This is a genomic window from Streptomyces sp. NPDC085927, assembly GCF_044540975.1.
Lineage (GTDB): Bacteria > Actinomycetota > Actinomycetes > Streptomycetales > Streptomycetaceae > Streptomyces > Streptomyces hirsutus.
In genome coordinates, this window is sequence record NZ_JBITSN010000010.1 from 130,124 (window position 1) to 152,604 (window position 22,481).

A 22,481-nucleotide genomic window follows, 5' to 3' on the forward strand; every position below is an offset into this window, starting at 1 on the left:
CCGAAACCGGCCTCAGGCACAGTCCCAGCGACAGTCGAGTCCACCATGCACCAGCGGAGATCTGTGCGCATCCCGTCGGCGGGCGCTGCCACCTGTGCGAGAGCGGCTGCGCGGATGAACCGACTTCAGGCGTCCTTGATCATCGCGGTCACCGGCGTGCCGGTCTCGATCGTGCGGCTGACCGTGCACATACGGTCATGGGACGACTTGACCGCCCGGGGAAGAATCGCGCGGGCGCGCTCGGCGCCCTCGCCGTCCGGGAAGGCGACGGTGAAGGTGACCGCCAGGTTGATCATGCGGTTGCCGAGTTCGTCGCTGATCTTGTCGCCGGTCACCGCGACGGAGAACTCGCTCGGCTCCGCGTGGCGGCTGGTGGCGGTATCGACGTCCGCGGCCGTGCAGCCCCCGATCGCGGCGAGGAGCAGCTCGACCGGGGTGAACTCGGTGTCGCCGCCGGCACCGGAGGTCGTACCGAAACTGATCGTTCCCCCACGGGCGTTGGTCGCGACGAAGTGGCCACTGCTGGTGCGCTCGACGACCACGGAACGCTCGGAGTTGTCGCTCATACCGTCGACCGTAATGCCCAGGCCGATCAGCAGGGAACGGTCGGCAGCCCACGGCGCGGCGAAATAGGGCAACGTGGGTCGTAGCCAGTGCACCGCACACCGTGCCACCGGAGTCGCGATGTCGTACGACAACCTGGTCATCGTTCTCGCGGTAGCCGCCTGCGTCCCGGTCTTCTTCGTGACCAGCGGTGTCCAGTTCGACCTCGGGGCGCTGTTCGCGGACACCGGGGCGGTGCTGCGGGTGCCGATGTTCCTCGCCGCGCTTCTTCTCGTTCGGGGACTGCCCGCTGTGGTCTACCGCAGGGCGGGCCTCTCCTGGCCGGAGGTCATGGCCAGTGGACTCCTGCAGGCCACGTCCCTGCCCCTGATCGTGGCGGCGACGACGATCGGGCTGGAGCTGGACGCGATCCGACCGGCCAACGCGGCGGCACTGGTGGCGGCGGGCCTGTTGTCCGTGATCGTGTTTCCTCTGATCGCGCTGCCCTTGCTGAACCGTTCGCGGGCATCCGCGGGGCCGTGGCCGGAGGGAAAGCCGAATTAAGGCGTTTCCCGCGCTCCGCCGGCCGGCAGGCGCCGCCGAGATGCTGTGGCGTGTGATGTCCTGAAGAATGGGAAAGGCCGGTGCGGAGAATGGGGGCACGCCATGCCCATCGTTTCACCTGGGTTCCACGGCCGAGCACGGGACACCCGGCACAAACTGCCTCCTGGGCAGTACGAGACCGCCGACTTCCCCGTTCTGTCGGCGGGACCCACCCCCAGGGTGGACCTCGCCGAGTGGGAGTTCACCATCCGCACCGAGACGGACGCTCGGCACAGCTGGAACTGGGAAGAGTTCATGGCGTTGCCCAGCCAGACGCCGACCGTCGACCTGCACTGTGTCACCAAGTGGTCGAAGTTCGACACGGAGTGGCAGGGAGTGTCGTTGGACGTCCTCCTGGAGGACGTGGGGACAAGTGCCGAGTACACGCTCGTTCACTCCTACGGCGACTACTCCACAAACGTGCCTCTGGAGGACCTCCTCGACGGGCAGGCGTGGATCGCGTACCGGTACGACGGTGAGGAACTCCCGCCGGAGCACGGCGGCCCCGCCAGACTGCTGATCCCGCACCTGTACTTCTGGAAGTCCGCCAAGTGGGTGCGCGGCATCCAGTTGTTCCATGAGGAGGAGCGGGGCTTCTGGGAGAACATCGGCTACCACGACTACGGGGACCCATGGCGCGAGCAGCGGTACCAAGGCGACCAGGCGACCGGCTGCGGTGGCGGCCCGCATGTCTGACCGATCGGCGCGCCGAGTCGGAAGTCGCGCGCACCCTCGTCCTGGAGGTGCCCGGCTGGCCGGGGCACGTGGCGGGGCAGCATGTCGATGTGCGGCTCACCGCGGAGGACGGCTACAGCACACAGCGCAGTTACTCACTGGCGTCGGCACCCGACGGCGACAGCGTCGAGCTGACCGTTCAGCGTGTGGACGACGGTGAGGTCTCCCCGTACCTGACGGACGTACTCGCCGTGGGGGGCGTCGTCGAACTGCGCGGACCGGTCGGCGGCTGGTTCGTGTGGCGTCCCGAGCAGAAGGAGCCGATTCTGCTCCTGGCCGGTGGCTCCGGCATGGCGCCGCTGATGGCGATGATCCGCACACGGCGCGCGGTCGGCAGTCGTACGCCGTTCCGGTTGATCTACTCCGTACGCAGCCCCGAGTACCAGCTCTTCGTCTCCGAGTTGAGACGGGACGAGCCGGGCCTCGACAAGACGTACCTCTACAGCCGCTCGACCCCACCACAATGGCCGCGGCCCCCCGGGCGGTTCACCGCGCTTCCGACCTGTCGAGCGCCGGATGGCCACCGGACTCCGAACCCACCTGCTACGTCTGCGGTTCCACCGGCTTCGTCGAAACGGCCGCCGGGCTGCTGGTGGCCATCGGCCACCACCCCGGCCGTATCAGAACCGAGCGTTTCGGCCCCGCCTGATAGCGGTCCGCGACCCGACGCGGCTGTACTCGGCCCTCCACGGGAGGTGAATTTCCATGACCGTGCCGCCTGACTTCCTCGACGGCAACGCTGCCGCCGGGGACCTCGAGGCGCTGTTCGGAACGGACATGACGACGGCTTCCGGACGATGCCACGGCTGCGGCGCACAGATGGTGCTCGCCCAGACGCACGCATATCTCGGTGGTCCTGGGATGGTGCTGCGCTGTCCGGGCTGCGACAGCGTTCTGCTCCGCCTCGTCCGTTCTCCCACCCGGATGTGGCTCGACGCGGGCGGACTGGACTACATCGCGATCCCCGCACCGGCATGACGTACGACACGGCTGGGATCAGCGGATCGAGCGCCGCGCGACGCGACTGCGACAAGGCCGTCCTCCGGCTCGGGAGACCCGATGGCAGAGAATGACGACCGCCTGCGCGACATCGCCGCGCGCGTAGGTACCCCCGACGTCGTCGATGCCATGGGACGGACGCACCGCCACCGGTGCCATATCGACGACCTGGTGAGCCCGGCTCCCAGCCGTCTCCTTCCGGGCCCCGCGGTGACCATCTCGTTTCTGCCCGCGTGCGAGGAAGCGCTCCCGGCTGAGCGATACGACTTCTTCCGGCTGTTCGACGAGGCCACCGCAAACGGCGCACAGGGGCGGGTGCCGGTCCTGGCCGCCCCCGGGCACACCGACGTGTCGTTCGGAGGCGGGTCGAAGCTCTCGGTAGTGGCGGCACGAGGTCTCGCGGGGGTTCTGGCCGACGGGCGCCTCAGTGACTTCACCGAGCTCGCCACGTACGACTCGCCGTGTACTGCTTGGGCGCGACGGCCAAGTGGGGCGGCGATGTCGCGACACCGTCCGAGGCCAACCGGCCGGTCGTCGTGTCCGGCGTGATCGTCCGTCCGGGGACTATGTGTTCGCGGACGCGGACGGCGCTGCGTCATCCCCGCCGCGCAGGTCCTCGCCGTGTCGGAAGAAGCCGACCGCAGCGCGCAGACAGAGGCGGCCTTCGCCGAGGAAGTCCGTCACGAAGGCAATGCCGACCACACGACCGCGCAGTAGCACCCACGGGCCGCCATCGCCGCCGAGGCGTGCCCCGCCCCCGATCGGCGGCGGCGCTGCTACGACCGGCCGGGCTGATGCCGGTCCCGGTAGGTTTCCAGCAGCCTCAGCCATACCTCGCTGATCGTCGGGAAGGCCGGCACGGCGTGCCAGAGCCGTTGCAGCGGCACCTCGCTCACCACCGCGACGGTGGCCGAGTACAGCAGTTCGCCGACGCCGGGGCCTACGAAGGTGACGCCCACGACGGTGCCACGGTCCGTGTCGACCAGTATGCGGGCCTGGCCGCGGTAGCCGTCGGCGTACTGGTGAGCGCCCGCGACATTGGCGATGTCGTAGTCCACCACCTCGACCCGGTGCCCCGTGCGCTCCGCCTCGCGCGTGGTCAGACCGACGGCTGCGACTTCCGGGTCGGTGAAGACGACCTGGGGTACGGCCGCGACGTCGGCGGTCGCGACATGCGCGCCCCACGTCGTCTCGTCGGCCTGCTCTCCCTTCGCCCTGGCCCCTATGGCGTTGCCGGCCATGCGGGCCTGGTACTTGCCCTGGTGGGTCAGCAACGCGCGGTGGTTGACGTCGCCCACCGCGTAGAGCCAGCCGTCCGCGACGGCGGTCACGCGGCATGTGTCGTCCACGGTCAGCCAGGTGCCCGGCGTGAGACCGATGGTCTCCAGGCCGGGATCGGCGGTCCGCGGGGCACGACCGGTCGCGAAGAGGACCTCGTCCACGGCCAGTTCGCCACCGTCCGCCAGCGTGGCCCGCACATCGCCGTCCTCGCGTGCGACGGACGCCACGGAGGCCCCGAAGCGGATGTCGACGCCCGCTTCGCGCAGCGCGTCCGCGACCAGTCGACCGGCGAACGGCTCCATTCCGGGGAGCAGTCCGGCGTCGCCGCGGACCAGCATGGTCACCTGGGAGCCGAGCGCCTGCCAGGCGGTGGCCATCTCGACGGCCACCACTCCGCCGCCGACCACGGCCAGGCGGCCCGGCACCCGGTCGGCGCTGGTGGCCTCGCGGCTGGTCCAGGGGCGTACGGCGTCGAGCCCGGGGATGTCGGGTACGGCCGCGCCGGTCCCGGTGCAGACGGCGACCACGTGTCGCGCGGTCAGCAACACCGTGTCGCCGTCCGGGGTCCGCACCGCCACCTGCCGGGGGCCGTCGAGCCGTCCGTGGCCGCGGATCAGATCGACGGACACCGAATCGAGCCAGCCGACCTGGTTGTCGTCCTGCCAGTGGAAGACGATCTCGTCGCGGTGGTCGAGGACCGTGGCGACGTCCAGTGGCCCTGCCACCGCCTGGCGCAGGCCGGGCACGCGGCGCGCGTCGGCCCGGGTCAGCACTGGCCGCAGCAGCGCCTTGCTGGGCTCGCAGGCCCAGTACGAGCACTCGCCGCCGAGCAGTTCGTTCTCCACGATGACGGTGCTGAGCCCGGCGGCGCGGGTGCGTTCCGCCACGTTCTCGCCGGTCGGGCCCGCGCCGAGGACGATCACGTCGTAGATGCGCCGGTCCTCGTTCGTCGTTGCTTGGTTCATCACTGTTCCTGTGACTCGGTGGCCCGTCCCGGACTTCGGCGGGAGTGGGTTCGCCTGGTACCTGACGTCGTGTCAGCGACCGGGAGCCCGCTGCCTGACCTCCAGGGAGAAGAGGGCCCCGGGCCGCAGGCGCAGCGCGGCACGGAGCCATCAGCGCGGTGTGAGGGTGAGATCGGGCAGTCCCAGATCATGAGCGGCGTCCACGGCCGCAACCATGTCGCGGTCGACACCGAGCAGCGGGAAGCCGACCTGGGAAAGTCCCAGAGGTAGCCGCGCCGGCCCCTCAGCCCATTCAACGAGGTCGCCGTCCGAGGACCGGCGGGACGTCCGGGGCCCCATGGCCCTTGCGGGTCGTTACTTCCGGGCCCGACAACCTCAAGCCGACCGAGTCGGTCGTCCGTCTGTGCAACGACAGGAACCTGCGCTTCTCCACGGAAGCGAGGATGTACCAGCCATTGAGTGGCCGGCCGCTCAGGACGTCCGCTTCCGCCAAAGGCCGCACGGAGATGGTCTCCGCGGTTACGCCGGCCATTGAATCGGCCGGCTCGTCCGGACCTGGCGGGATCCGAAGGCCGGGGCGCGGCCGGCGCGCTGCCTCGAAGGCCAGGGGAACAATCGGGCTGTCCGTCAGTGCGGTGGCCAGTCGGTCTTCCCAGGCTCGCGGATCAGACAGGCCCGGACCGGCCGAGAGCCGGTGCGCGCGGCTGCCCGCCGCCATCCTCTGGACTGCCTCTGCGACCGTTTCCTCGGTCGCGAGGTAGGTGTCCGGCGGCAGTTGTTCGTCGGCGCTTCGGTAGGCAGGGAGCTGAGTCCTGTACCTGTCCTTCGTATGCTCGCTACCGAGTCTGCGGCGGGCATCGGCCAGGACCGCCGGGACCAGCCCCGGCTGCAGCTGCTCGGCTTCGTACAGCCGTGCACCGGCCAGTTCTCGTACAAGCCTTTCCAGCGCCTGATCGTCTCGGTCGTCCTCCTGCCCGGAGGACGTCCACAGGCGGTCCGGGGGCTTCAGTACGCCCGGACCGGAAGGTGCCAGGGGACGTCCGCCGGATTGATGAGCAGCCGGCGGGCAAGGGACTGGACACAGCCAGCGCAACGCCACGCGAAGAAGTCAGCCACCCCACGACGCCGCCGCACAGGTTAAAGATCAAGCCAGGCGCCTCAAGGATCACAGGAAGCGGCGCATTTCACGTATCAGCCCGGCTTGGGGCGCCCACGCATACGGCAGGAGGGCCCTCATTTCGTCTAGACCTATTTTGTCTAGACCTCTTGCCCCGCCCCTGACCTGCGGGCTACGTTTCCCGCTGTTCGGAGTCCTTCACGTTTCCTTCAATTCCCTTGATGTGCAAGGCTGGAAGGAGCATGTCCGCATGCAGGACCGGAGTCTGTCCAGACGAACCGTTCTCGCTTCCGCGACCGTGGCCGCTGCGAGTGCAACGGGCCTCGTGGGCGTGACGGCTACCCCCGCGGTCGCGCACAAGCGCGACAACCACCTCAAGAAGATCATCTCCAAGATGAGCATTGAGGCGAAGGTCGGCCAGCTGTTCGTGCCGTACTTCTACGGTACGTCGGCGACTTCTCCCAGCCAGTTCGACCAGGACCGCAACCTCAGGGAACTCGGCGTCCGCACCGTGGCCGAGCTCATCGCCAAATACCACATCGGCGGTGTCATCTACTTCTCCGGCTGGACAAACAACATCCAAGGCCCCCGCCAGATCGCAGACTTGACGAACGGTGTGCAGCGAGCCTCGCTCGCCCTGCCCACCCCCATCCCGTCCCTGATCTCCATCGACCAGGAGCACGGGGTCAACGTCCGCATCGGCAGCGGCGCCACCCAGCTGCCGGGCGCGATGGCGCTCGGCGCGGGCCGCTCTCTCTCCGACGCGCGCACCGCCGGACGGATATCAGGCACCGAACTCGCCACCCTGGGCATCCATCAGAACTTCGCCCCGGTCGCCGACGTCAACGTCAATCCGGCCAACCCCATCATCAACGTCCGCTCCTTCGGAGCCGACGCCCGTGAGGTCGGTCGCATGGTGGCAGCCCAGGTGACGGGTTATCAGCAAGCCGGCGTCGTGGCCTGCGCCAAGCATTTCCCGGGCCACGGGGACACCAAGGAGGACAGCCACACCGAACTGCCCGTGATCACCCACACCCGCGAGGAGTGGGACCGTATCGACGCCCCGCCCTTCAAGGCCGCGATCGCCGCCGGCGTCGACTCGATCATGACCGCGCACCTCCAGGTCCCCGCGCTCGACCCCAGCAACGAACCGGCCACCCTGTCACCCACGATCCTCCAGGGCGTGCTGCGCGACGAACTCGGCTTCGACGGCGTGATCGTCACCGACGCCCTCAACATGCGCGGCGTGCGCACCAAGTACGGCGACGACCGCGTGCCCGTCCTCGCCCTGAAGGCCGGCGCCGACCAACTACTGTTCCCGCCGGACATCGACGTTGCCTACAACGGCGTCCTGGCCGCCGTTCGCAGCGGAGAGATCACCGAGGACCGACTCGACGAGTCGGTCCTGCGCATCCTGCGGGTCAAGGACAAGGTCGGCCTGCTCAGCGGCAGCCCTTACGTCTCTCTGAAGGAGGTCGACCGGGTCGTCGGCGCCCGCGAGCACCGGCTCGCCGCCGCCCGGATCGCCGAGCGCACCACCACCCTGCTGGTCAACGAGGACGAGGCGCTCCCGCTGCGCCGCAGGCAGAAGAAGCTGCTCGTGGTCGGCGCCAGCCCGGCCTTTCCCACCGACGACACCCGCACCACCGTGCCCGAGCTGGCCAAGGCATTCGACGAACTGGGCTACAGCACCACCCACCTCGCCACCGGCCAGGCGCCCGACGCGGCGAAGGTCGACGAGGCCGTGGCCGCCGCACGGGGACGGGACGCGGTGGTGGTCACCACCGACAACGTCGGCGCCACCAGCCCCCAGCGCACCCTGGTGTCCCGGCTGCTCGCGACGGGCATCCCCGTCGTCCACCTCGCGGTGCGCAACCCCTACGACATCGCCCACCTCGGTGACGTCCCCGCCTCACTGGCCTCCTACTGCTGGACCGAGGTCGAACTGCGCGCCGCCGCCCGGGTGATCGTCGGCCGGGTCGAGCCGCGCGGCAAACTGCCCGTGCCCATCCAGCGGGCCGACGACCCGGCCAAGGTCCTCTTCCGCTCCGGGCACGGCCTGTCGTACGACGACTGACGTCCGCGTCCTCGCACAGCTTTCCGCCCCGGTACCCCCTGAGGCGGGAGCACCGGGGCCGGCCGGCCCGATGCCGGCAACGCACCATCCCCGGCCAGCGGTCGACACAGTGTGAGCAAGACACTCCGGTCAACGATGTCAGAAGTCAGACCTCCACAGCAGGACAGCACCCACCAAGTCTCCCCACACTCGAAGCCCCAGCCCCAACCCCGCTCAAAACGTCCGATCCCGTTCCCCGACCTTGCCGCCCGAGCCGAACAGTGAGCTTCACGCGGCGGTCGTGTCGGCCGGAGCGGTGCGGAGCAGCTCGGGGAAGGCGTCCTCCCAGACCTCGCGGATGTAGGGACTGACCAAGCGCCGCAGCACGGGCCACTGCTCGGTGAGCAGCCGGTGGTGCAGGAGGGCTACCAGGTCCTCGCGCAGCCCTTCGGCGAGGACGGTCCGGTAGAGCGTCATGCGGGACTTCGGGCGGTCCAGGCTGTAACTCGTCCGCCCGGATCAGACGATGTGGAGCGGCAGGTCCACGTTGCCCTCGATGGGGCCGACCAGCTCCTGCAAGCGCTCGGGCAGTCGGCTGCGGTAGCGGTCCCGCAGCACCTCGGCGCGGGGGGCGGTGATCGTCGTGTCCATGCATCCAGTACCACTGCTGGGAGGCGGCGGCATGGCGGGTACGGGCCCCTGTCGTCCGTGCGGGGCGGGCGCCGCCTTCCCCTCCCTCGGACATCTCACCCGGTGGGCGCTTAGCTGTATTGGCCCGCAGGGTTGTTCACACGGGTGATGGGTGGCTGGCCGCCGAGTGCGGTGTGGCCGCCGCGGTGGGGTCGGCTGCGGCGTCGGTCTCGGTGCCGGGGATGACGACGGTGCCGAAGTCGAGGCCCATGGCGCCGGCGCGGTGGACGAGAACGACGCCGGGGCGGCAGGGTCGCGGTAGCGGCCAGAAGGGGGCAGGCGGCACCCGCAAGACACGCCGCTTTGACCCGGAACGCAGCCCACTCGCTCAGGATCCATGCCGCGGACGAGCTGTCGAGTCACGTAGCGAACCTTCCGCACGGGAGCCAGGCATTCGCGCTCAGGCCCCCGCCGCGGCGGTCACCAGGTCAGCAAGCCGGGACGCCTCCGCGCCCGATACTGACCGTTTGCTGACCCGAGCGACTCCATCATGCCTCTGACCTGCGCAAACACCCAAACGCTAGATCTTGGACTTGAACATGGTGCGCAACACGAAAATACTCCCGTTGTGTCTGCTCCCTGCCTGCTTTTGCGGGTCAAGGGCGTTGCCCGGAGACTACATCGATGGGCCTGTCCGGTCAGCCGTCGCCGGGTGTTCGAGCACTCACACCGGCCCGTCTCCGACCTTCCTGGCGTCGCACCGGTCACACGCACACGCGCATCACGGGATCTCAGCGCGCTTTCCGTTCCGGTCGATGCCGAACCTGGCGTGACGGATGTCCGTCTCGGCGTTGAGCGCTTCGCCGACCAGGGCGTCGTGAGCGGCGATCGGGCGAAGACCGGTCTTCGCGGGCATGCCGACGACGCCTCGGGAATGCGGTGACGGAAGAACCACGCGACCCCCGTCCCGGGCACGCAGCGGTATCACCAGGTGCGAGGGGATCCGGTGGTCATTGACGGTGTGGAAGGTGGGCCGACGCCGGGCCTCGTGAGGACGGGCGGCCCGGCGCCGGCCGGGAACCGGCTCGATCATGCGGGCCCGGTGCTCGTACGAGCCCGCGGCGACACCTTCCCTCCCCGGTCCGGCGCCGGTTCGGCCGGTCCCGGCAGTGCGGCGAGACCGGCTCCCGATGGATCGTCGTCGGGTGCCGGCTCAGCATTCTCGCCGAGGAAACCGCCAGACTGGTGCCGCCACAGCCTGGCGTAGGCGCCGTCCGCGGCGAGCAGTTCCCCGTGGGTGCCCTGTTCGACGACGCGTCCCCGGTCGAGGACGACGAGACGGTCCATGCCGGCGACGGTGCTCAGACGGTGGGCGACGACGAGGGCCGTCCGTCCGTCCATCAGCCGCCACAGGGCGTCCTGAACGAGGATCTCGCTCTCCGAGTCCAGTGCGCTGGTCGCCTCGTCGAGCAGCAGGATCGGGGCGTCGCGCAGGAGCGCCCTGGCGAGGGCGACCCGTTGGCGCTGCCCGCCCGACAGCTTCACCCCCCTCTCGCCCACCAGGGTGGCGAAGCCCTCGGGAAGCTGATCGGCGAACTCCGTGACGTGTGCGGCCTCGGCTGCCGCGTGGATCTCCTCGTCGGTGGCGCCGGGCCGGGCGAAGGCGATGTTGTCCCGCAGGCTGCGGTGGAACATCGCGGGTTCCTGCGGAACATAGGCGATCAGTGAGCGCAGGTCGGCCTGGCGCAGCCGGCTGATGTCCTGGCCGCCGATCAGGATGCGTCCGTCGTCGATGTCCGCCATCCGCAGCAGGAGCCGGGTGAGTGTGGTCTTGCCGCCGCCGGACCTGCCGACCAGACCGATCCGTGCGCCGCCGGCCACGTCCAGGTCGAGACCCTTGAAGATCGGCTCCGCACCCTCATGGGCGAAGGTCACCGCCTCGAAGCGGATGTCGGTGCTCCGCGGCGCCAGCGGTTCGGCCTCCGCCGGGTCCAGCACGGTGGGCGGGTCCAGCAGCAACTCCGTGAACTGTGCGGCCTCGGTCATCGAGCTCTCCAGGCGCCGGTAGATCTGGTTGAACTCGAACATGATCTGGGTCGCGTTGGAGTAGTAGGTGAAAGCGACGACGATCTCCTCGACTCCCTGGCCCGGGCCACCGAGGGCGATGGCGACCACCAGGCCCAGCACGTTGGTCAGCACGGCCATGGGGGCGACCAGGGTGTCCACGCGCAGGTTGCCGTAGTCCCACGACTTCAGCGTCAGGCGCCGGGAGTCCGCGACACGGCTGCGGTGTTCGTCGGCCTCCCGCTGCTCGGCTGCGAACGCCCGGATGGTCTCCATGTTCGTGAGGCTGTCGGCGACGTGGCCGGAGACCCGGGCGATCGCCGCCTCACGATCGTTGACGAGCCTCTGCCGGCGACGGATCAGAGGCGTCGCGGCCACCGCGGTCGCTGCGATCATCAGGAAGAGGCCGGCGACGAGCAGCGGTTCGTAGTGCCAGAGCACGACGGCGCCGAACACCAGGGGCACGAGGCTGCCCACGATCCGGTACGTCAGCGTGTCGACGAAATCCTCGAAGCGCTTGCCGAAGCTCAACACCCTTTTGGTCAGGGAGCCGGCGAAGTTGTCGTGGAAGAACGCGGCGTCCTTGGCGAGGAGTTCGTCCATGCCGAGCACGTACAGGTGCTCCATGCCGAGGGCGTCCACACGGTTCAGGCAGTGCTGCCCGATCCGCCACACGATCTCGGCGAGCAGCAGCACCGCGCCGAAGCCCAGCACGTACGGCAGCGCCGAGGCGAGGGTGAGACCCCTGTCGTCGGCGGCCTGCCCCGCGAGTTTGGCGATCAGCAGAGGGGCGACGTAGCGGATGCCGATGTTGCCCACGGCCGGCAGCAGCAGCGCGGGCAGAGCCAGTCGTCGTAGTCGCAGCAGCTCCCGGCCGTAGCGGCGCAGCGCGAGAACGACCGCGCTCCTGCCCGGCACCGGCCTTTGCGTATCTGTTGTCGCCATCACACTCCCGAAGGTCGGAATCCAGAAGTTTCCCGTTGGAAGACGACACCAGTCCAGGCATTTAACGCGTACGGGCGAGAATCGGACACCGCGAGCAGGGCCGGGTCGAAGCGGTCCGCGCGCTCTTCGTCCATGGGGAGACACTGGGCGGCCGGATCGGCCACGGCGCGGGACACGTCACCACGAGTGCGTACCTCATGCTCGGCGAGGCGGGCGGCCCCGGCCGCGGCATCCGGCCGCTGACGCTCTACCCGGGCGCCGGGCGCGGGGGCACGGCGGAGGTGGTGTTCCAGTACCTCGCCGCGCGGGAGCCATTCACCGCACCGACCACGCGCTGCGCGCCGAACTCCTCACCCGCTTCAACGCCCTGGACGGTGTCGACCTCCCGGAGGGCAAGCTGGAGCTGCGGCCCAGCATCCGGCTGCCCCTGCTGGAGAAGGAGCGCAACCGGGAGTTGCTCGCCGAGACGCTGATGTGGTTCCGGGACCGCCGAGAGGGCGGGGCACGTCCTGAGGACTGGCCGGCCGATGGCCGGGCTGTGGTGAGTGGGGCGGGCGGGGAAGCAGTTGAGCTGCACGACTACAGCTCGCTCGCGATTCCCGGGCTCCTTCAGACGGAGGCACACGCACACGTGGTATTCGGTACCCGCCAGCCTCTACTGGACGAGGCGACCGTCGAACAGCGCGTGGCCGCACGGCTGGACCGCCAGCAGATCTTCGACCGCTGGCCTCCGCCGTTCACGACCTTCACCATCGAGGAATCCGTGTTGCGTCGCCCGCTCGGCGGGTGGGACGTTCATCGGAAACAACTGGAAGGGCTGCTGAAGTTCGGCAGGCTACGCAGCGTGGAGCTTCAGGTGCTGCCGACGGAACGCAAGGAGCATCCCAGCTTGGGTGGGCCCTTCATCCTGCTCACCCCGAAGGGCAAGCCCCAGGTGGCGTACTTGGAAGTACAGCACGTCAGCCGTCTGGTCACGGATCCGGACGAGGTACGTATCCTTTCCGCACGCTACGGCAGCATCAGGGCACAGGCGCTCACACCGGAAGAGTCACTGACCCTGATCGAGAAGATGCTGGGAGACCGATGAACACTGAACAGCCCGCACGGCTGGACTGGTTCAAGAGCAGCCACAGCAGCGGCGAAGGAGGGGCGTGCGTAGAAGTCGCCGCCGACGCCACTGCCATACACGTACGGGATTCCAAGGAGCGCGGTGGCCCTGGGCTCGCGTTCGCGCGGAGCGCATGGTCCGGGTTCGTCGCGGACCTGGGGCGGGACCGGATCTGACCTGCCGCGCCCGAGGCCGTGGCGCGCAGCCTCCTGGCACGGCCCCTCCCCTCCCCGGTGGCGGTACCGTCCGGCTCCGCCACCGGTCGCCCGAAGATCGGCCGCGGGTGCGGTCGTCCCCACTCTCCCTGGGGCCGGGACGGCCGGCTGAACGACCATTGCCAGTGGGGCCCAGTGGGCTGCCGCAAGACCTCCCTCGTACAGGTGTGAGGGGACCCGTGACCGCCAGATACCCGGAACTTCGGCTGCAGTTGCCGGACGGAGGGTCACGGGGCGCGGAGCACGTCTGCGTCGGGGTGGGTGGGGTGACGGTGGCTCCAGGGTTCGCCCCTCGCTCGTCAGAAGGTCTCGACGTACTCCTCGGTCGGCCCGAGGCCGGGCCGGTCGAGGACTTCCACCCGGTCGCCGAGCCGTTCGAGTTCCAGCAGGGTGAGGGTGTTCTCGCCCGGTACCAGCAGCGGTGCGGGCAAGTAGAGGGTGCGCTGGGGGCCGATCTCCCAGTAACGGCCGAGCAGGGTGCCGTTGACCCACACGAAACCCTTGGCGAAGCCGGGGAGGGCGAGGAAACCGTCGGCCGGCTCCGTGACCGTGAACCGTGCCGTCGCGAACCCGGCGGTGCCGTCCGGTGGCCCGGCGGAGACCGCGTGCGCCAGGTCCTCCTCGGTCCAGGTGTCGAGCGGCAGCCGGTGCATCGTCCAGCCGTGCACCAGCCGTGGGCCGACCGCGACTCCGCCGAGGATGCCCTTGTGCTCGCCGAGCCGGGGGCCGTAGTTCACCCGTCCCTGGTTCTCCACCAGCAGTTCCAGACGGGCTTGTCCGCTGCGGTCCGGCAGGTCGAGGGAGCAGGTCTCCCGGTCGAGGACACCGAGGGGGGTGCCGTCGAGGAAGACCTGGGCGCGGTCGCGCAGTCCGTGGACGGTGAGCCGGTGGCCGCTTCCGGGCAGGCGCGGCGTGGCCCGGTGGAGCAGGAGGCCCGAGGCCTGGTCCAGTTCCTCGAAGCTCAGCGGGTGGGGAGAGTCCACCGGGTCGGAGACCGCGCGGAGCGCCCCCAGCAGGCCGGCTCCGGGGGTGACGGGGACCGTGCGGGGGGACAACAGGGGCGGATCTGCGGGCAGCGGGCGCCGCGGTGCTCCGGCGGCCGTGTGCAGCAGGTCCCGGAAGGCGTGGAACTTCGGTGTGAGCGCCCCGTGTTCGGCGATCGGCGCGTCGGAGTCGTAGCTGGTCACGGTCGGCTGGAACGTGTCGCCGTGGTGGTTGGCTCCGGCCCACAGCCCGAAGTTCGTGCCTCCGTGGGCCATGTAGACGCTGACCGAGCCGTCGGCACCGAGAATGTCGGAGAGGGCGCCGGTGGCGCTCTCCACCGACCGGACGTGGTGCTTCTCGCCCCAGTGGTCGAACCAGCCGTTCCAGAACTCGGCGCACAGGAACGGTTCGTCGCGACGGCGTGCTCGCAGCAGGGCGGCGGCCTCTCCCGCACGTGCGCCGAAGGTGGCGGCGGCGAGGTGTCCGGGCAGGCTGCCGCCGTCCTGCATCAGTTCGGTGGGCCCGTCGGCCGTGTAGAGCAGTTCGGTGATCCCGCGGGCGACGAGGGCGTCGCGCACGTGGCGGACGTAGGCGCGGTCGTCGCCGTAACTGCCGTACTCGTTCTCGATCTGGACGGCGACCACCGGTCCGCCCCGGCCGGCCTGGAGGGCCGCGATGCGCGGGATCAGCTCGTCGAACCAGCGTCCGACCTCGGCCAGGTAGGGCGGGTGGGAGGAGCGCAGGCGCATGCCCGGTCTGCCCGTCAGCCAGACGGGCAGACCGCCGTTGTCCCACTCGGCGCAGATGTACGGTCCGGGCCGCACGATGACGTCCAGGCCGGTCTCCTGGGCGGTGCGCAGGAAATGCTCGACGTCGTGTCCGGCGGTGAAGCGGTACTGCCCCGGGCGCGGCTCGTGGAAGTTCCACGGGACGTAGGTGTCCACGGTGTTGAGGCCCATGGCGGCGATCCGCTCCAGCCGGTCCGCCCACTGGGCCGGGTGAACGCGGAAGTAGTGCAGGCTCCCCGCCAGGATCCGGTGCGGGCGCCCGGCCCGCAGCAGGCGGCCGTGCGGATGGGTCAGGAGAGGGCCCTGCGCGGCCCGCGGGAGTGAGGACGGCCCGTCGGGCGGGGATGGTCCGTCGCCCTTCCGGCCGTCGGCGGGCCCGTCCTCCGGTGTCCGGCGCCCGCCCGCACCGTCGCGGGGATCCTTCGATGCCATCGATGCCACGCGACCCCTTCCGCCGAACCCGCTCCGACACGTCCGGCAGGTTACGCCTACCGCGCCCAGGACGGGATCGGGACTACCGGGAGCAAGCTCCGGGGCACGACATGGCCGCCCCCGAGCACGACGGTGGGAACTATGACAGATGTTGTGATCGCTGCCAACGGTGCCGTCGTGGGTGGTCTGCGGCACGGTCGGCGGGCGGGCGGGCATGCGGCCGCGGTCGCGGGGACGCCGCTGTCCGGTGCGCCGCCCGGCATGCCGCGCCGGAGGACGCCGGCCCATCCGCGCCACCGGCGCTGGAGGGCGACCGGACCCCGGCGTCCGGCTACCGCAACGGTCTGGTGCTGGGCAAGGTCCCTGACGTCACCGCGCCGCTCCGCTCCCGGAGCGGTCGGCGGACCTGACCCGCAGGGGAAGGCCGGACAACGTCCCGCCGGGCGGCATCCGGTGATGCCCCGGCAGGCACTGTCCGGTTCCAGGGATACGGCGCGCGCACATCCTTGACGGTGCCCCTATGGATCTCTACCGTCTCGATGGTCGAGACATCAGACGTCTGCCGTCACGCTCGACCGGTACGTCCGAGCACATCGCACCTCCCCGGTTCCGTCCGACGACCCAGCAGGGAGCCATCCGTGCGCTTACGAAAACTCGCTCTGCTCCTGTCCGTCCTGTCCCTCCCCCTCACCTCCGTGGGACTCACGCATCCAGCCCAGGCGTCGGCGCAGGACCAGTCCTTCCACGTGGACTGCGGTGCCACCGCCGGCGGCGACGGCAGTCAGGCCAGCCCCTGGAACACCCTGGCAACGGTCAACGCCCGTACTTTCCGGCCCGGTGACGCGATCCTCCTCAGACGCGGTTCCACCTGCACCGGACAGCAGCTCTTCCCCAAGGGATCGGGGTCCGCGGGGAGCCCGATCAGGATCGACGCCTACGGCAGCGGGGCCAAGCCGAAACTGGCCGGCGCCGGGCAGGTGACGGACGTGGTCCGGCTCGCGGACCAGCAGTACTGGGAGATCGCCAACCTCGACATCTCCAACAAGGGGGACGCCTCGGCGACCCGGCGCGGCGTCCACATCACCCGCACCGACTCGGGAACGGGCACGTACTACCGGCTCAGCGGGCTGGACGTGCACGACGTCAACGGCAACCAGACCAAGAAGGACGACGACGCCAGCGCGGGCATCTTCTTCGAAGTCCTCGGCAACACGACACCGACCCGGTTCGACGACGTGGTCGTCGAGAACAACACGGTGCGGACCGTCGACCGCTACGGCATCCACTTCTGGACGCGCTGGATGCGGCGTCCGGAGCTGAACAACCCCAACTGCGGCGCGACCTGCGGGCCCTGGACACCGCAGACCCGGATCGTCGTCCGCGGCAACACCGTGACCGACATCGGCGGCGACGCGATCGTGCCGCATCACACCGAGGGCGCCCTCGTCGAGCACAACCGGGTCGACGGCTTCCGCGAGCGCGAACCGGCCCACTGCGCCGCCGGTATCTGGGGCTGGAACACCAACCGCGCGCTGTACCAGTACAACGAGGTCAGCGGGGGCAAGAGCACCTGCGACGGACAGGGCCTGGACATCGACGAGGCCAACATCGGCACCGTCTACCAGTACAACTACAGCCACGACAACGAGGGTGGCTTCATCCTCCTGTGCAACGGCTCCGGCTCCACCACCGCCGACAACATCGTGCGCTACAACATCAGCCAGAACGACGGCGGGCAGCTCTTCGACATGGTCTGCGCGAAGACGTCCAACACGCAGATCCACAACAACACCTTCTACCTCTCCCGTCCGGTGGAGATCATCAACAACGCCAACGGCTCCGGTGCCGCGAACGCGGTCTTCAGCAACAACATCTTCCACGTGGCCACGTCGGAGGCCTCGTACGTCAATGTGGGCGGCCTGGCCTTCGACTCGAACGTCTTCCACGGCAGCCACCCGGCCGGTGAACCGGCCGATCCGAACAAGGTGACCGCCGATCCGAAGCTCGCCGCACCCGGTACCGCGACCTCGCGCGCCGATGCCGGCGGCTACCGGCTCCAGGCCGGTTCGTCCGCGCTCGCCAACGGCCGGGCCCTGGCCTCACCCGGCGGCCGCGACTACTTCGGCAACCCGGTCACGGCCGGCTGCGTCCCCGACCGCGGCGCCCACCAGGCGACGACGGCTTGCACCGCTCCCACGGGACCGGCGAACGGGGTGCACCAGATCTCCGTGGGCGGCCAGGCCATCGACGTACCGGCCAACTCCACTTCTCAGGGAACCCAGTTGCACGGCTGGAAGTGGCACGGCGGCAACAACCAGAAGTGGACGGTCACCCGCAACACGGACGGCACCCACACCCTGCGGAACGTGAACTCGGGTCTGTGCGCGGACGTCCGCGACAACTCCCAGCAGGCGGGGGCCGCCATCGCCCAGTGGCCGTGCAGCGGAGCGGCGAACCAGCGTTGGACCGCCACGTGGAAGAACGGCGGCTACACCCTGGCCGCCAAGTCCAGCGGCCTGCTGCTGACCTTGGCGTCCCGTACCGACGGAGGACTGATCTCCCAGCAGCCGGCCGGCTCCACCGCGCTCCAGACATGGACCTTCGTTCCACAGCCCTGAACCCGGCGGGGCCCGGCCATTGTCCGACGGGCCCCGAACCGGAAACAGCGGCGACCAATGTTGGCCAGAGTAAAGGTGTGTGACAGAGAGGTCTAGACCCCATACGTCTTACCTCTTACCGTCAATGCCTGCATCATCCTTGAAGTCAAGGAGATTTGATGGTCTACACCAACCCTGGAGATCCCATGGAGAGACGCCAGAGCACCATCACCACAATCGGCATCTCATTCGCGCTAGCAATCACCATGGGTTTCGGAGCCCTGCCGGCATCCGCCGTGGAGGATTCCGTCCCTGCCGCGGTACCACCCGTCTCACCGACCCCGCAGTCCCTCACCCGCACCGGTGACGACGCCGTCGTGACCGGAAGGGTGATCGTCGCGGCGGGCGAGGAGACGGATCCCGCCGCCCGTGACCGTCTCGTGAGGGAGCTGAAGGCGCACGGAGCCGACCGGGTGGACGTCGTCACCCCCGGAAACGTTCCCCGGGCCGCCGCCGGCCTGCTCACCGTCCGGCTCGGCCCGGCCACCCGCCCCGACATAGCGGCGGCGCTCGGCGACACGGCGGTGCCGGACCATGCGGAGGGTTACGCCCTGCGCGTCGCGCGGGCCGGACGGGGTGCGCGGATCGCCCTCGGCGGCACGGACGCCGCCGGTCAGTTCTACGCCGTGCAGACCCTGCGCCAGTTGTTCGTCCGTACCGGAAACGACGGCTGGAGAGTGGCCGGCGCCCAGGCCAGCGACCATCCGTCGATGCCCCTGCGCGGCACCATCGAGGGCTTCTACGGGCAGCCGTGGACACACGCCGAACGCCTCGACCAGATGGACTTCTACGGGGACGTCAAGGCCAACACCTACATCTACGCGCCCAAGGACGACCCCTACCACCGGGGCAAGTGGCGCGACCCCTACCCGGCGGACAAGCTGGCGGAGCTGGGCGAACTCGTCGACCGGGCCACGGCGAACCACGTGCGCTTCACCTTCGCCGTCTCCCCCGGGGAGTCGATCTGCTACTCCGACCCCGCCGACCGCCAGGCCCTCAAGGACAAGCTCCAGGCCCTGTACGACCTGGGCACCCGCGCCTTCTCCATCCCGCTCGACGACATCGACTACACCCGCTGGAACTGCGAGGCCGACCGGGCCGCGTACGGCGAGCCCGGCGCCGGGGCCGCCGGAGAGGCGCAGGTCGACCTGCTCAACGACGTGCAGCGCGACTTCGTCGCCACCCACGAGGGCACCTGGCCCTTGCAGATGGTGCCCACCGAGTACTACAACCACAGCGAGTCGGCCTACAAGCGGGCCCTGCGGGAGACCCTGGATCCCTCGGTCGAGGTGATGTGGACCGGCGTGGGCGTGGTGCCCACACAGATCACCAACGAGGAGGCCGAGCAGGCCGCGAGGGTCTTCGGCCGCAAGGTCTTCGTCTGGGACAACTACCCGGTCAACGACTTCGGCAACACCAGCGGGCGCCTGCTGCTCGCGCCGTACGACAAGCGCGAGGCCGGACTGTCCGACCACCTTTCCGGCATCGTGGCCAACCCCATGAACCAACCGCACGCCAGCAAGGTCGCCGTCTTCGGCACCGCCGACTTCACATGGAACGACCGCGCCTACGACGCCCGGGAGAACTGGCGCAACGCCATGTCCTACCTCGCGGGCGGCGACCGCGCGGCCACCGAGGCCCTGCTCGTCTTCGGCGACCTCCAGCACATGGCCCCGACCTTCGGCGACACCCCCTGGCAGCCCCAGGCGCCCGAACTCGCCCGGCGGGTCGCGGAGTTCTGGAAGACGTGGGACGAGGCGGACCGTGACGGGGCCGTCGGGTCCCTGCGCGCCTACGCGGCCGCCGTCGAGCGGGCCCCGGCCACCATCCGCGCCGGTGAAGTGGAGGAGGGGTTCACGGTCGACGCGGCGCCCTGGCTGGACGCCACCGAGCTGTGGGGCGAGGCCATGGTGACCATGCTCGACGCGCTCGCGGCGCGGCAGGCGGGGGACGAGGAGACCTCGGACCGGCTGCTGGCCGAATCCGACGAGTTGCAGCAGCGGGCCCGCGCCGTACGGGTCGACCCGCCGCGCAACTCCTGGGGCGAGGTTCAGCCCAAGGTCGGTGACGGAGTGCTCGACGCCTTCCTCGTGCAGGCCGAGCTCCGGCTGCGGTTGTGGGACTCCGCGGGAGGCGGCGAGAACCTGGCCCCGAAGGGCACGGCGTCCGCGTCCAGCGTGGAACAGGACCTGGACCGGCTGGCGCCCCGGCACGTCAACGACGGCAAGACGGAAACCCGTTGGGCGTCCGGCTACTCCGACGACGAGTGGGTGCAGATCGAGCTCGCCACCCCGGCGAAGGTCGCCGCGGTGACCCTCGCCTGGGAGAACGCCTGCGCGGCGGAGTACACCGTCCAGACCTCGCAGGACGGTGAGAGCTGGAAGACCGTGTCCACGCAGCGCCCGGAGACCTGCGGCAACGACGTCGTCCGGGTCGCCGACGACGAGGCGGTGCGGTACGTCCGCGTCCAGGGGGTGGAGCGGAGGACGACCTGGGGGTACTCCATCCACGAGATGGGTGTCTACGGGACACCCGCCTCCTGAGGGCGGGTGCTCCTTGAGGGCGGGTGCTCCTTGAGGGCGGGTGCCGCCCGGTGGTCCTGCCGGGCGGCACCCGCCCTCGTCCGGGGCCGGGACCGCCTTCCTCGGCCATTTCGCGCGCCGCCCCCCCCCCTGCAGGTGATGGCCGAACGCACCCGGGGATCACCGCGGTCCTCCTCCGTGTGGGCGGTTCTCGCCCGGGTGGACGCCGTCGCCGGCTCCCCGACCGGCCGTCTCACCGCCCTGCCCAAAGCCGGTACGACGGCCACCGCCGACAGCCAGGAGACGGCCGGGGAGAACGGGCGCGCCGTCAACGCCGTCGACGACAACCCGTACACGACCTGGCACACCGCCTGCACGCCCGCGACGACACCGCTCCCGCACCACCTGGCCCTCGGCCTGGGCGGGCAGCGGCAGCTCGCCGGATTCCGCTGCCCGCCCCGTCAGGACGCCGCGGCCAACGGCCGCATCGGTGACTGGACCTTCGCCGTCAGTTCCGATTCACCCTGAAGTCGAAGAAGAGCGGCCTGGTCCTGGCCGCGGACAGTACGGCCGACGGCGCACCGCTCACCCAGCAGGGGGACACCGAAGCGGCCGGCCGGCGCTGGTCGTTCGGCTGACAGCACGCCACACGCAGAACCGCGGCCGTCGCCATCCGTGACGGTCATGGTTTTGACGGCATTCTGCGCGCTCCTGCCGGAGATGAAGCCTGTCCCCGTCCTTCTCACGGACCACGATCGTCCGGCCCTTACGCCGGACTTCCTGCTGGGCAGGGTGGCTGCCGCCGAACCGGCCACCGGCCAGGCGGGTCCGCACCTGGGCAACCTGCGCGGCGGCTTCGTGGCCGGCTGGGCATCGGGCGCCCCGGCACTGTTGACCGGTGGAGTGCTGTGTCCGTTCGCCGTGATCGACGTCGCCACGAGCACGCCGAGCCGCGTGACGGGCGTCCCGCCACCTGAAGCCCGCACAACCACCGGTGCGGCTCACGAGTTGAGGGGCGGCAGGTCGGCGTGGAAGCGGCGTTCCCCCATCAGGTAGGCCGTGTGCGGTGCCAGGTAGGAGCGCCGGCGGCGGCCGTGCACGATGTCGTCCGCAGTGGCGATGAGCACGCCGTGTTCAGTGGGGTCCGCGGCCAGCGCCGTCAACACCTCCTTCAGCCGCACGGCCTCGGGGGTGTCGAGGCTCAGGTCCCAGACGTCGAAGAGGCGGACCACGCGGTAGGACCGTCCGGGCACCTTTATCGGGCCGTCCACCACGTCCCGCACATGGGTGAAGTGGAGGCGGTCGATGCCGACGGCCAGCTCCTGATGCCCGATCTCGGCGAGTTCCTCGGCGAGTTCGCGGCGGACGCATTCGAGCGCCGACTCGCGGTCCTCACGACGGTCGAACCAGCGAACAAAGCCGGGCAGCGCGCGACCCGGCAGAAAGCCGCGCAGATCGCCGCGCATGCGCTGGTCCACCCTCAGTTCCTCTCGGAACCCGAGCCGGTCCAGGGCCGGGCGCGCTGAAGGGTGGTACTTGACTACTCCACCAGGCGGGCCGTAGGAGCCTGGTCGGTAGGGTGAGTGCACCAGGACATAGCCGTCGTCGTCCTGAACCCGGAGCAACGACGCGACGGACACGCGCACTTCGCGGGCAAGGCGCCAGGACACGCCCAGCACTCGCAGCCTGCGACGGTTGTTCCACAGCACCGACGCGATCCAGCACAGCAGTGCGACCAGGAATCCGGTCCAAATGGCTTCCAGCACCTGCGTCCCCGTCCCCCCGTACCCGCCCGGATGCCAAACTACAGTGAACCGACTGGGTGGGGGGCGGACAA

General features: G+C 70.0%; 15 protein-coding genes and 3 pseudogenes. 11 read left to right on the plus strand and 7 right to left on the minus strand.

Annotated elements, in window-relative coordinates; genetic code table 11:
- Positions 1 to 125 precede the first annotated feature (125 nt).
- Positions 126 to 566: an OsmC family protein gene (locus ACIF80_RS25055; protein WP_399808533.1), complete on the minus strand. Its 441-nt coding sequence runs from the start codon at positions 564 to 566 to the stop codon at positions 126 to 128.
- A gap of 118 nt (positions 567 to 684) precedes the next feature.
- Here ACIF80_RS25055 and ACIF80_RS25060 point away from each other — a divergent pair, with 118 nt between their 5' ends.
- The 5 genes and pseudogenes from ACIF80_RS25060 to ACIF80_RS25080 all read left to right on the plus strand — a co-directional run bounded on the left by ACIF80_RS25060 (position 685) and on the right by ACIF80_RS25080 (position 3,429).
- A complete protein-coding gene (locus ACIF80_RS25060; RefSeq protein ID WP_399808537.1) occupies positions 685 to 1,107 on the plus strand; it encodes a cation:proton antiporter in 423 nt (140 codons plus the stop codon).
- A 102-nt stretch (positions 1,108 to 1,209) separates the two neighbouring features.
- Complete coding sequence (locus tag ACIF80_RS25065; RefSeq protein ID WP_399808539.1) at positions 1,210 to 1,842, plus strand: sulfite oxidase-like oxidoreductase; 633 nt, start codon at positions 1,210 to 1,212, stop codon at positions 1,840 to 1,842.
- Positions 1,779 to 2,530: pseudogene (locus ACIF80_RS25070) on the plus strand (ferredoxin reductase). Before ACIF80_RS25065 ends, ACIF80_RS25070 begins: the two are co-directional and overlap by 64 nt.
- 56 nt (positions 2,531 to 2,586) lie before the next feature.
- A complete protein-coding gene (locus ACIF80_RS25075) occupies positions 2,587 to 2,859 on the plus strand; it encodes a DUF6510 family protein (RefSeq protein ID WP_399808542.1) in 273 nt (90 codons plus the stop codon).
- An 81-nt stretch (positions 2,860 to 2,940) separates the two neighbouring features.
- Positions 2,941 to 3,429: a hypothetical protein gene (locus ACIF80_RS25080; protein ID WP_399808544.1), complete on the plus strand. Its 489-nt coding sequence runs from the start codon at positions 2,941 to 2,943 to the stop codon at positions 3,427 to 3,429.
- A 227-nt stretch (positions 3,430 to 3,656) separates the two neighbouring features.
- Here ACIF80_RS25080 and ACIF80_RS25085 read toward each other — a convergent pair whose 3' ends face one another.
- Entirely contained in the window at positions 3,657 to 5,126 is a 1,470-nt protein-coding gene (locus ACIF80_RS25085; RefSeq protein ID WP_399808547.1) for a dihydrolipoyl dehydrogenase family protein, read from the minus strand.
- A gap of 1,367 nt (positions 5,127 to 6,493) precedes the next feature.
- Here ACIF80_RS25085 and ACIF80_RS25090 point away from each other — a divergent pair.
- The gene (locus ACIF80_RS25090; protein ID WP_399808550.1) at positions 6,494 to 8,320 is read left to right on the plus strand and encodes a glycoside hydrolase family 3 protein; all 1,827 of its coding nucleotides are present in this window, start codon (positions 6,494 to 6,496) and stop codon (positions 8,318 to 8,320) included.
- Between the two features lie 267 nt (positions 8,321 to 8,587).
- Here ACIF80_RS25090 and ACIF80_RS25095 read toward each other — a convergent pair.
- The 3 genes and pseudogenes from ACIF80_RS25095 to ACIF80_RS25105 all read right to left on the minus strand — a co-directional run bounded on the left by ACIF80_RS25095 (position 8,588) and on the right by ACIF80_RS25105 (position 11,938).
- Positions 8,588 to 8,950, minus strand: a pseudogene (locus tag ACIF80_RS25095) (hypothetical protein).
- 760 nt (positions 8,951 to 9,710) lie between these two features.
- A complete protein-coding gene (locus tag ACIF80_RS25100) occupies positions 9,711 to 9,845 on the minus strand; it encodes a hypothetical protein (RefSeq protein WP_399808553.1) in 135 nt (44 codons plus the stop codon).
- 173 nt (positions 9,846 to 10,018) lie between these two features.
- Positions 10,019 to 11,938, minus strand: coding sequence for an ABC transporter ATP-binding protein (locus ACIF80_RS25105; protein WP_399808554.1), 1,920 nt, complete (start codon positions 11,936 to 11,938; stop codon positions 10,019 to 10,021).
- Between the two features lie 559 nt (positions 11,939 to 12,497).
- On the opposite strand from ACIF80_RS25105, the pseudogene ACIF80_RS25110 reads away from it, so the two are divergent.
- Both ACIF80_RS25110 and ACIF80_RS25115 read left to right on the plus strand, forming a co-directional pair.
- Positions 12,498 to 13,025: pseudogene (locus ACIF80_RS25110) on the plus strand (DUF5753 domain-containing protein); the annotation flags it as partial.
- A complete protein-coding gene (locus ACIF80_RS25115; protein ID WP_399808557.1) occupies positions 13,022 to 13,222 on the plus strand; it encodes a DUF397 domain-containing protein in 201 nt (66 codons plus the stop codon). The pseudogene ACIF80_RS25110 and the gene ACIF80_RS25115, both read left to right, overlap by 4 nt.
- A gap of 338 nt (positions 13,223 to 13,560) precedes the next feature.
- On the opposite strand, the gene ACIF80_RS25120 is transcribed toward ACIF80_RS25115, so the two are convergent.
- Complete coding sequence (locus ACIF80_RS25120) at positions 13,561 to 15,465, minus strand: beta-galactosidase family protein (RefSeq protein WP_399808560.1); 1,905 nt, start codon at positions 15,463 to 15,465, stop codon at positions 13,561 to 13,563.
- Positions 15,466 to 16,103: 638 nt separating this feature from the next.
- On the opposite strand from ACIF80_RS25120, the gene ACIF80_RS25125 reads away from it, so the two are divergent.
- The 3 genes from ACIF80_RS25125 (at position 16,104) to ACIF80_RS25135 (ending at position 21,172) form a co-directional block, all read left to right on the plus strand.
- Positions 16,104 to 18,083, plus strand: a complete 1,980-nt coding sequence (locus ACIF80_RS25125) for an RICIN domain-containing protein (RefSeq protein WP_399808563.1) — start codon at positions 16,104 to 16,106, stop codon at positions 18,081 to 18,083.
- Positions 18,084 to 18,241: 158 nt separating this feature from the next.
- Positions 18,242 to 20,665 carry a beta-N-acetylglucosaminidase domain-containing protein gene (locus ACIF80_RS25130; protein WP_399808566.1) on the plus strand — a complete coding sequence of 808 codons (2,424 nt, stop codon included), beginning with the start codon at positions 18,242 to 18,244 and terminating at the stop codon, positions 20,663 to 20,665.
- Positions 20,666 to 20,803: 138 nt separating this feature from the next.
- Entirely contained in the window at positions 20,804 to 21,172 is a 369-nt protein-coding gene (locus ACIF80_RS25135; RefSeq protein WP_399808569.1) for a discoidin domain-containing protein, read from the plus strand.
- Between the two features lie 473 nt (positions 21,173 to 21,645).
- Here ACIF80_RS25135 and ACIF80_RS25140 read toward each other — a convergent pair whose 3' ends face one another.
- Positions 21,646 to 22,410, minus strand: a complete 765-nt coding sequence (locus tag ACIF80_RS25140; protein ID WP_399808571.1) for a hypothetical protein — start codon at positions 22,408 to 22,410, stop codon at positions 21,646 to 21,648.
- Positions 22,411 to 22,481 lie beyond the last annotated feature (71 nt).

Bases quoted from the DNA above. Each gene is read 5' to 3' on its own strand.
- ACIF80_RS25055 (WP_399808533.1), bottom strand. From the start codon at position 566: ATGAGCGACAACTCCGAGCGTTCCGTGGTCGTCGAGCGCACCAGCAGT.
- ACIF80_RS25085 (WP_399808547.1), bottom strand. From the start codon at position 5,126: ATGAACCAAGCAACGACGAACGAGGACCGGCGCATCTACGACGTGATC.
- ACIF80_RS25090 (WP_399808550.1), top strand. From the start codon at position 6,494: ATGCAGGACCGGAGTCTGTCCAGACGAACCGTTCTCGCTTCCGCGACC.
- ACIF80_RS25075 (WP_399808542.1), top strand. From the start codon at position 2,587: ATGACCGTGCCGCCTGACTTCCTCGACGGCAACGCTGCCGCCGGGGAC.
- ACIF80_RS25065 (WP_399808539.1), top strand. From the start codon at position 1,210: ATGCCCATCGTTTCACCTGGGTTCCACGGCCGAGCACGGGACACCCGG.
- ACIF80_RS25135 (WP_399808569.1), top strand. From the start codon at position 20,804: ATGGCCGAACGCACCCGGGGATCACCGCGGTCCTCCTCCGTGTGGGCG.
- ACIF80_RS25115 (WP_399808557.1), top strand. From the start codon at position 13,022: ATGAACACTGAACAGCCCGCACGGCTGGACTGGTTCAAGAGCAGCCAC.
- ACIF80_RS25060 (WP_399808537.1), top strand. From the start codon at position 685: ATGTCGTACGACAACCTGGTCATCGTTCTCGCGGTAGCCGCCTGCGTC.
- ACIF80_RS25105 (WP_399808554.1), bottom strand. From the start codon at position 11,938: ATGGCGACAACAGATACGCAAAGGCCGGTGCCGGGCAGGAGCGCGGTC.
- ACIF80_RS25100 (WP_399808553.1), bottom strand. From the start codon at position 9,845: ATGCCCGCGAAGACCGGTCTTCGCCCGATCGCCGCTCACGACGCCCTG.
- ACIF80_RS25120 (WP_399808560.1), bottom strand. From the start codon at position 15,465: ATGGCATCGAAGGATCCCCGCGACGGTGCGGGCGGGCGCCGGACACCG.
- ACIF80_RS25080 (WP_399808544.1), top strand. From the start codon at position 2,941: ATGGCAGAGAATGACGACCGCCTGCGCGACATCGCCGCGCGCGTAGGT.
- ACIF80_RS25130 (WP_399808566.1), top strand. From the start codon at position 18,242: ATGGTCTACACCAACCCTGGAGATCCCATGGAGAGACGCCAGAGCACC.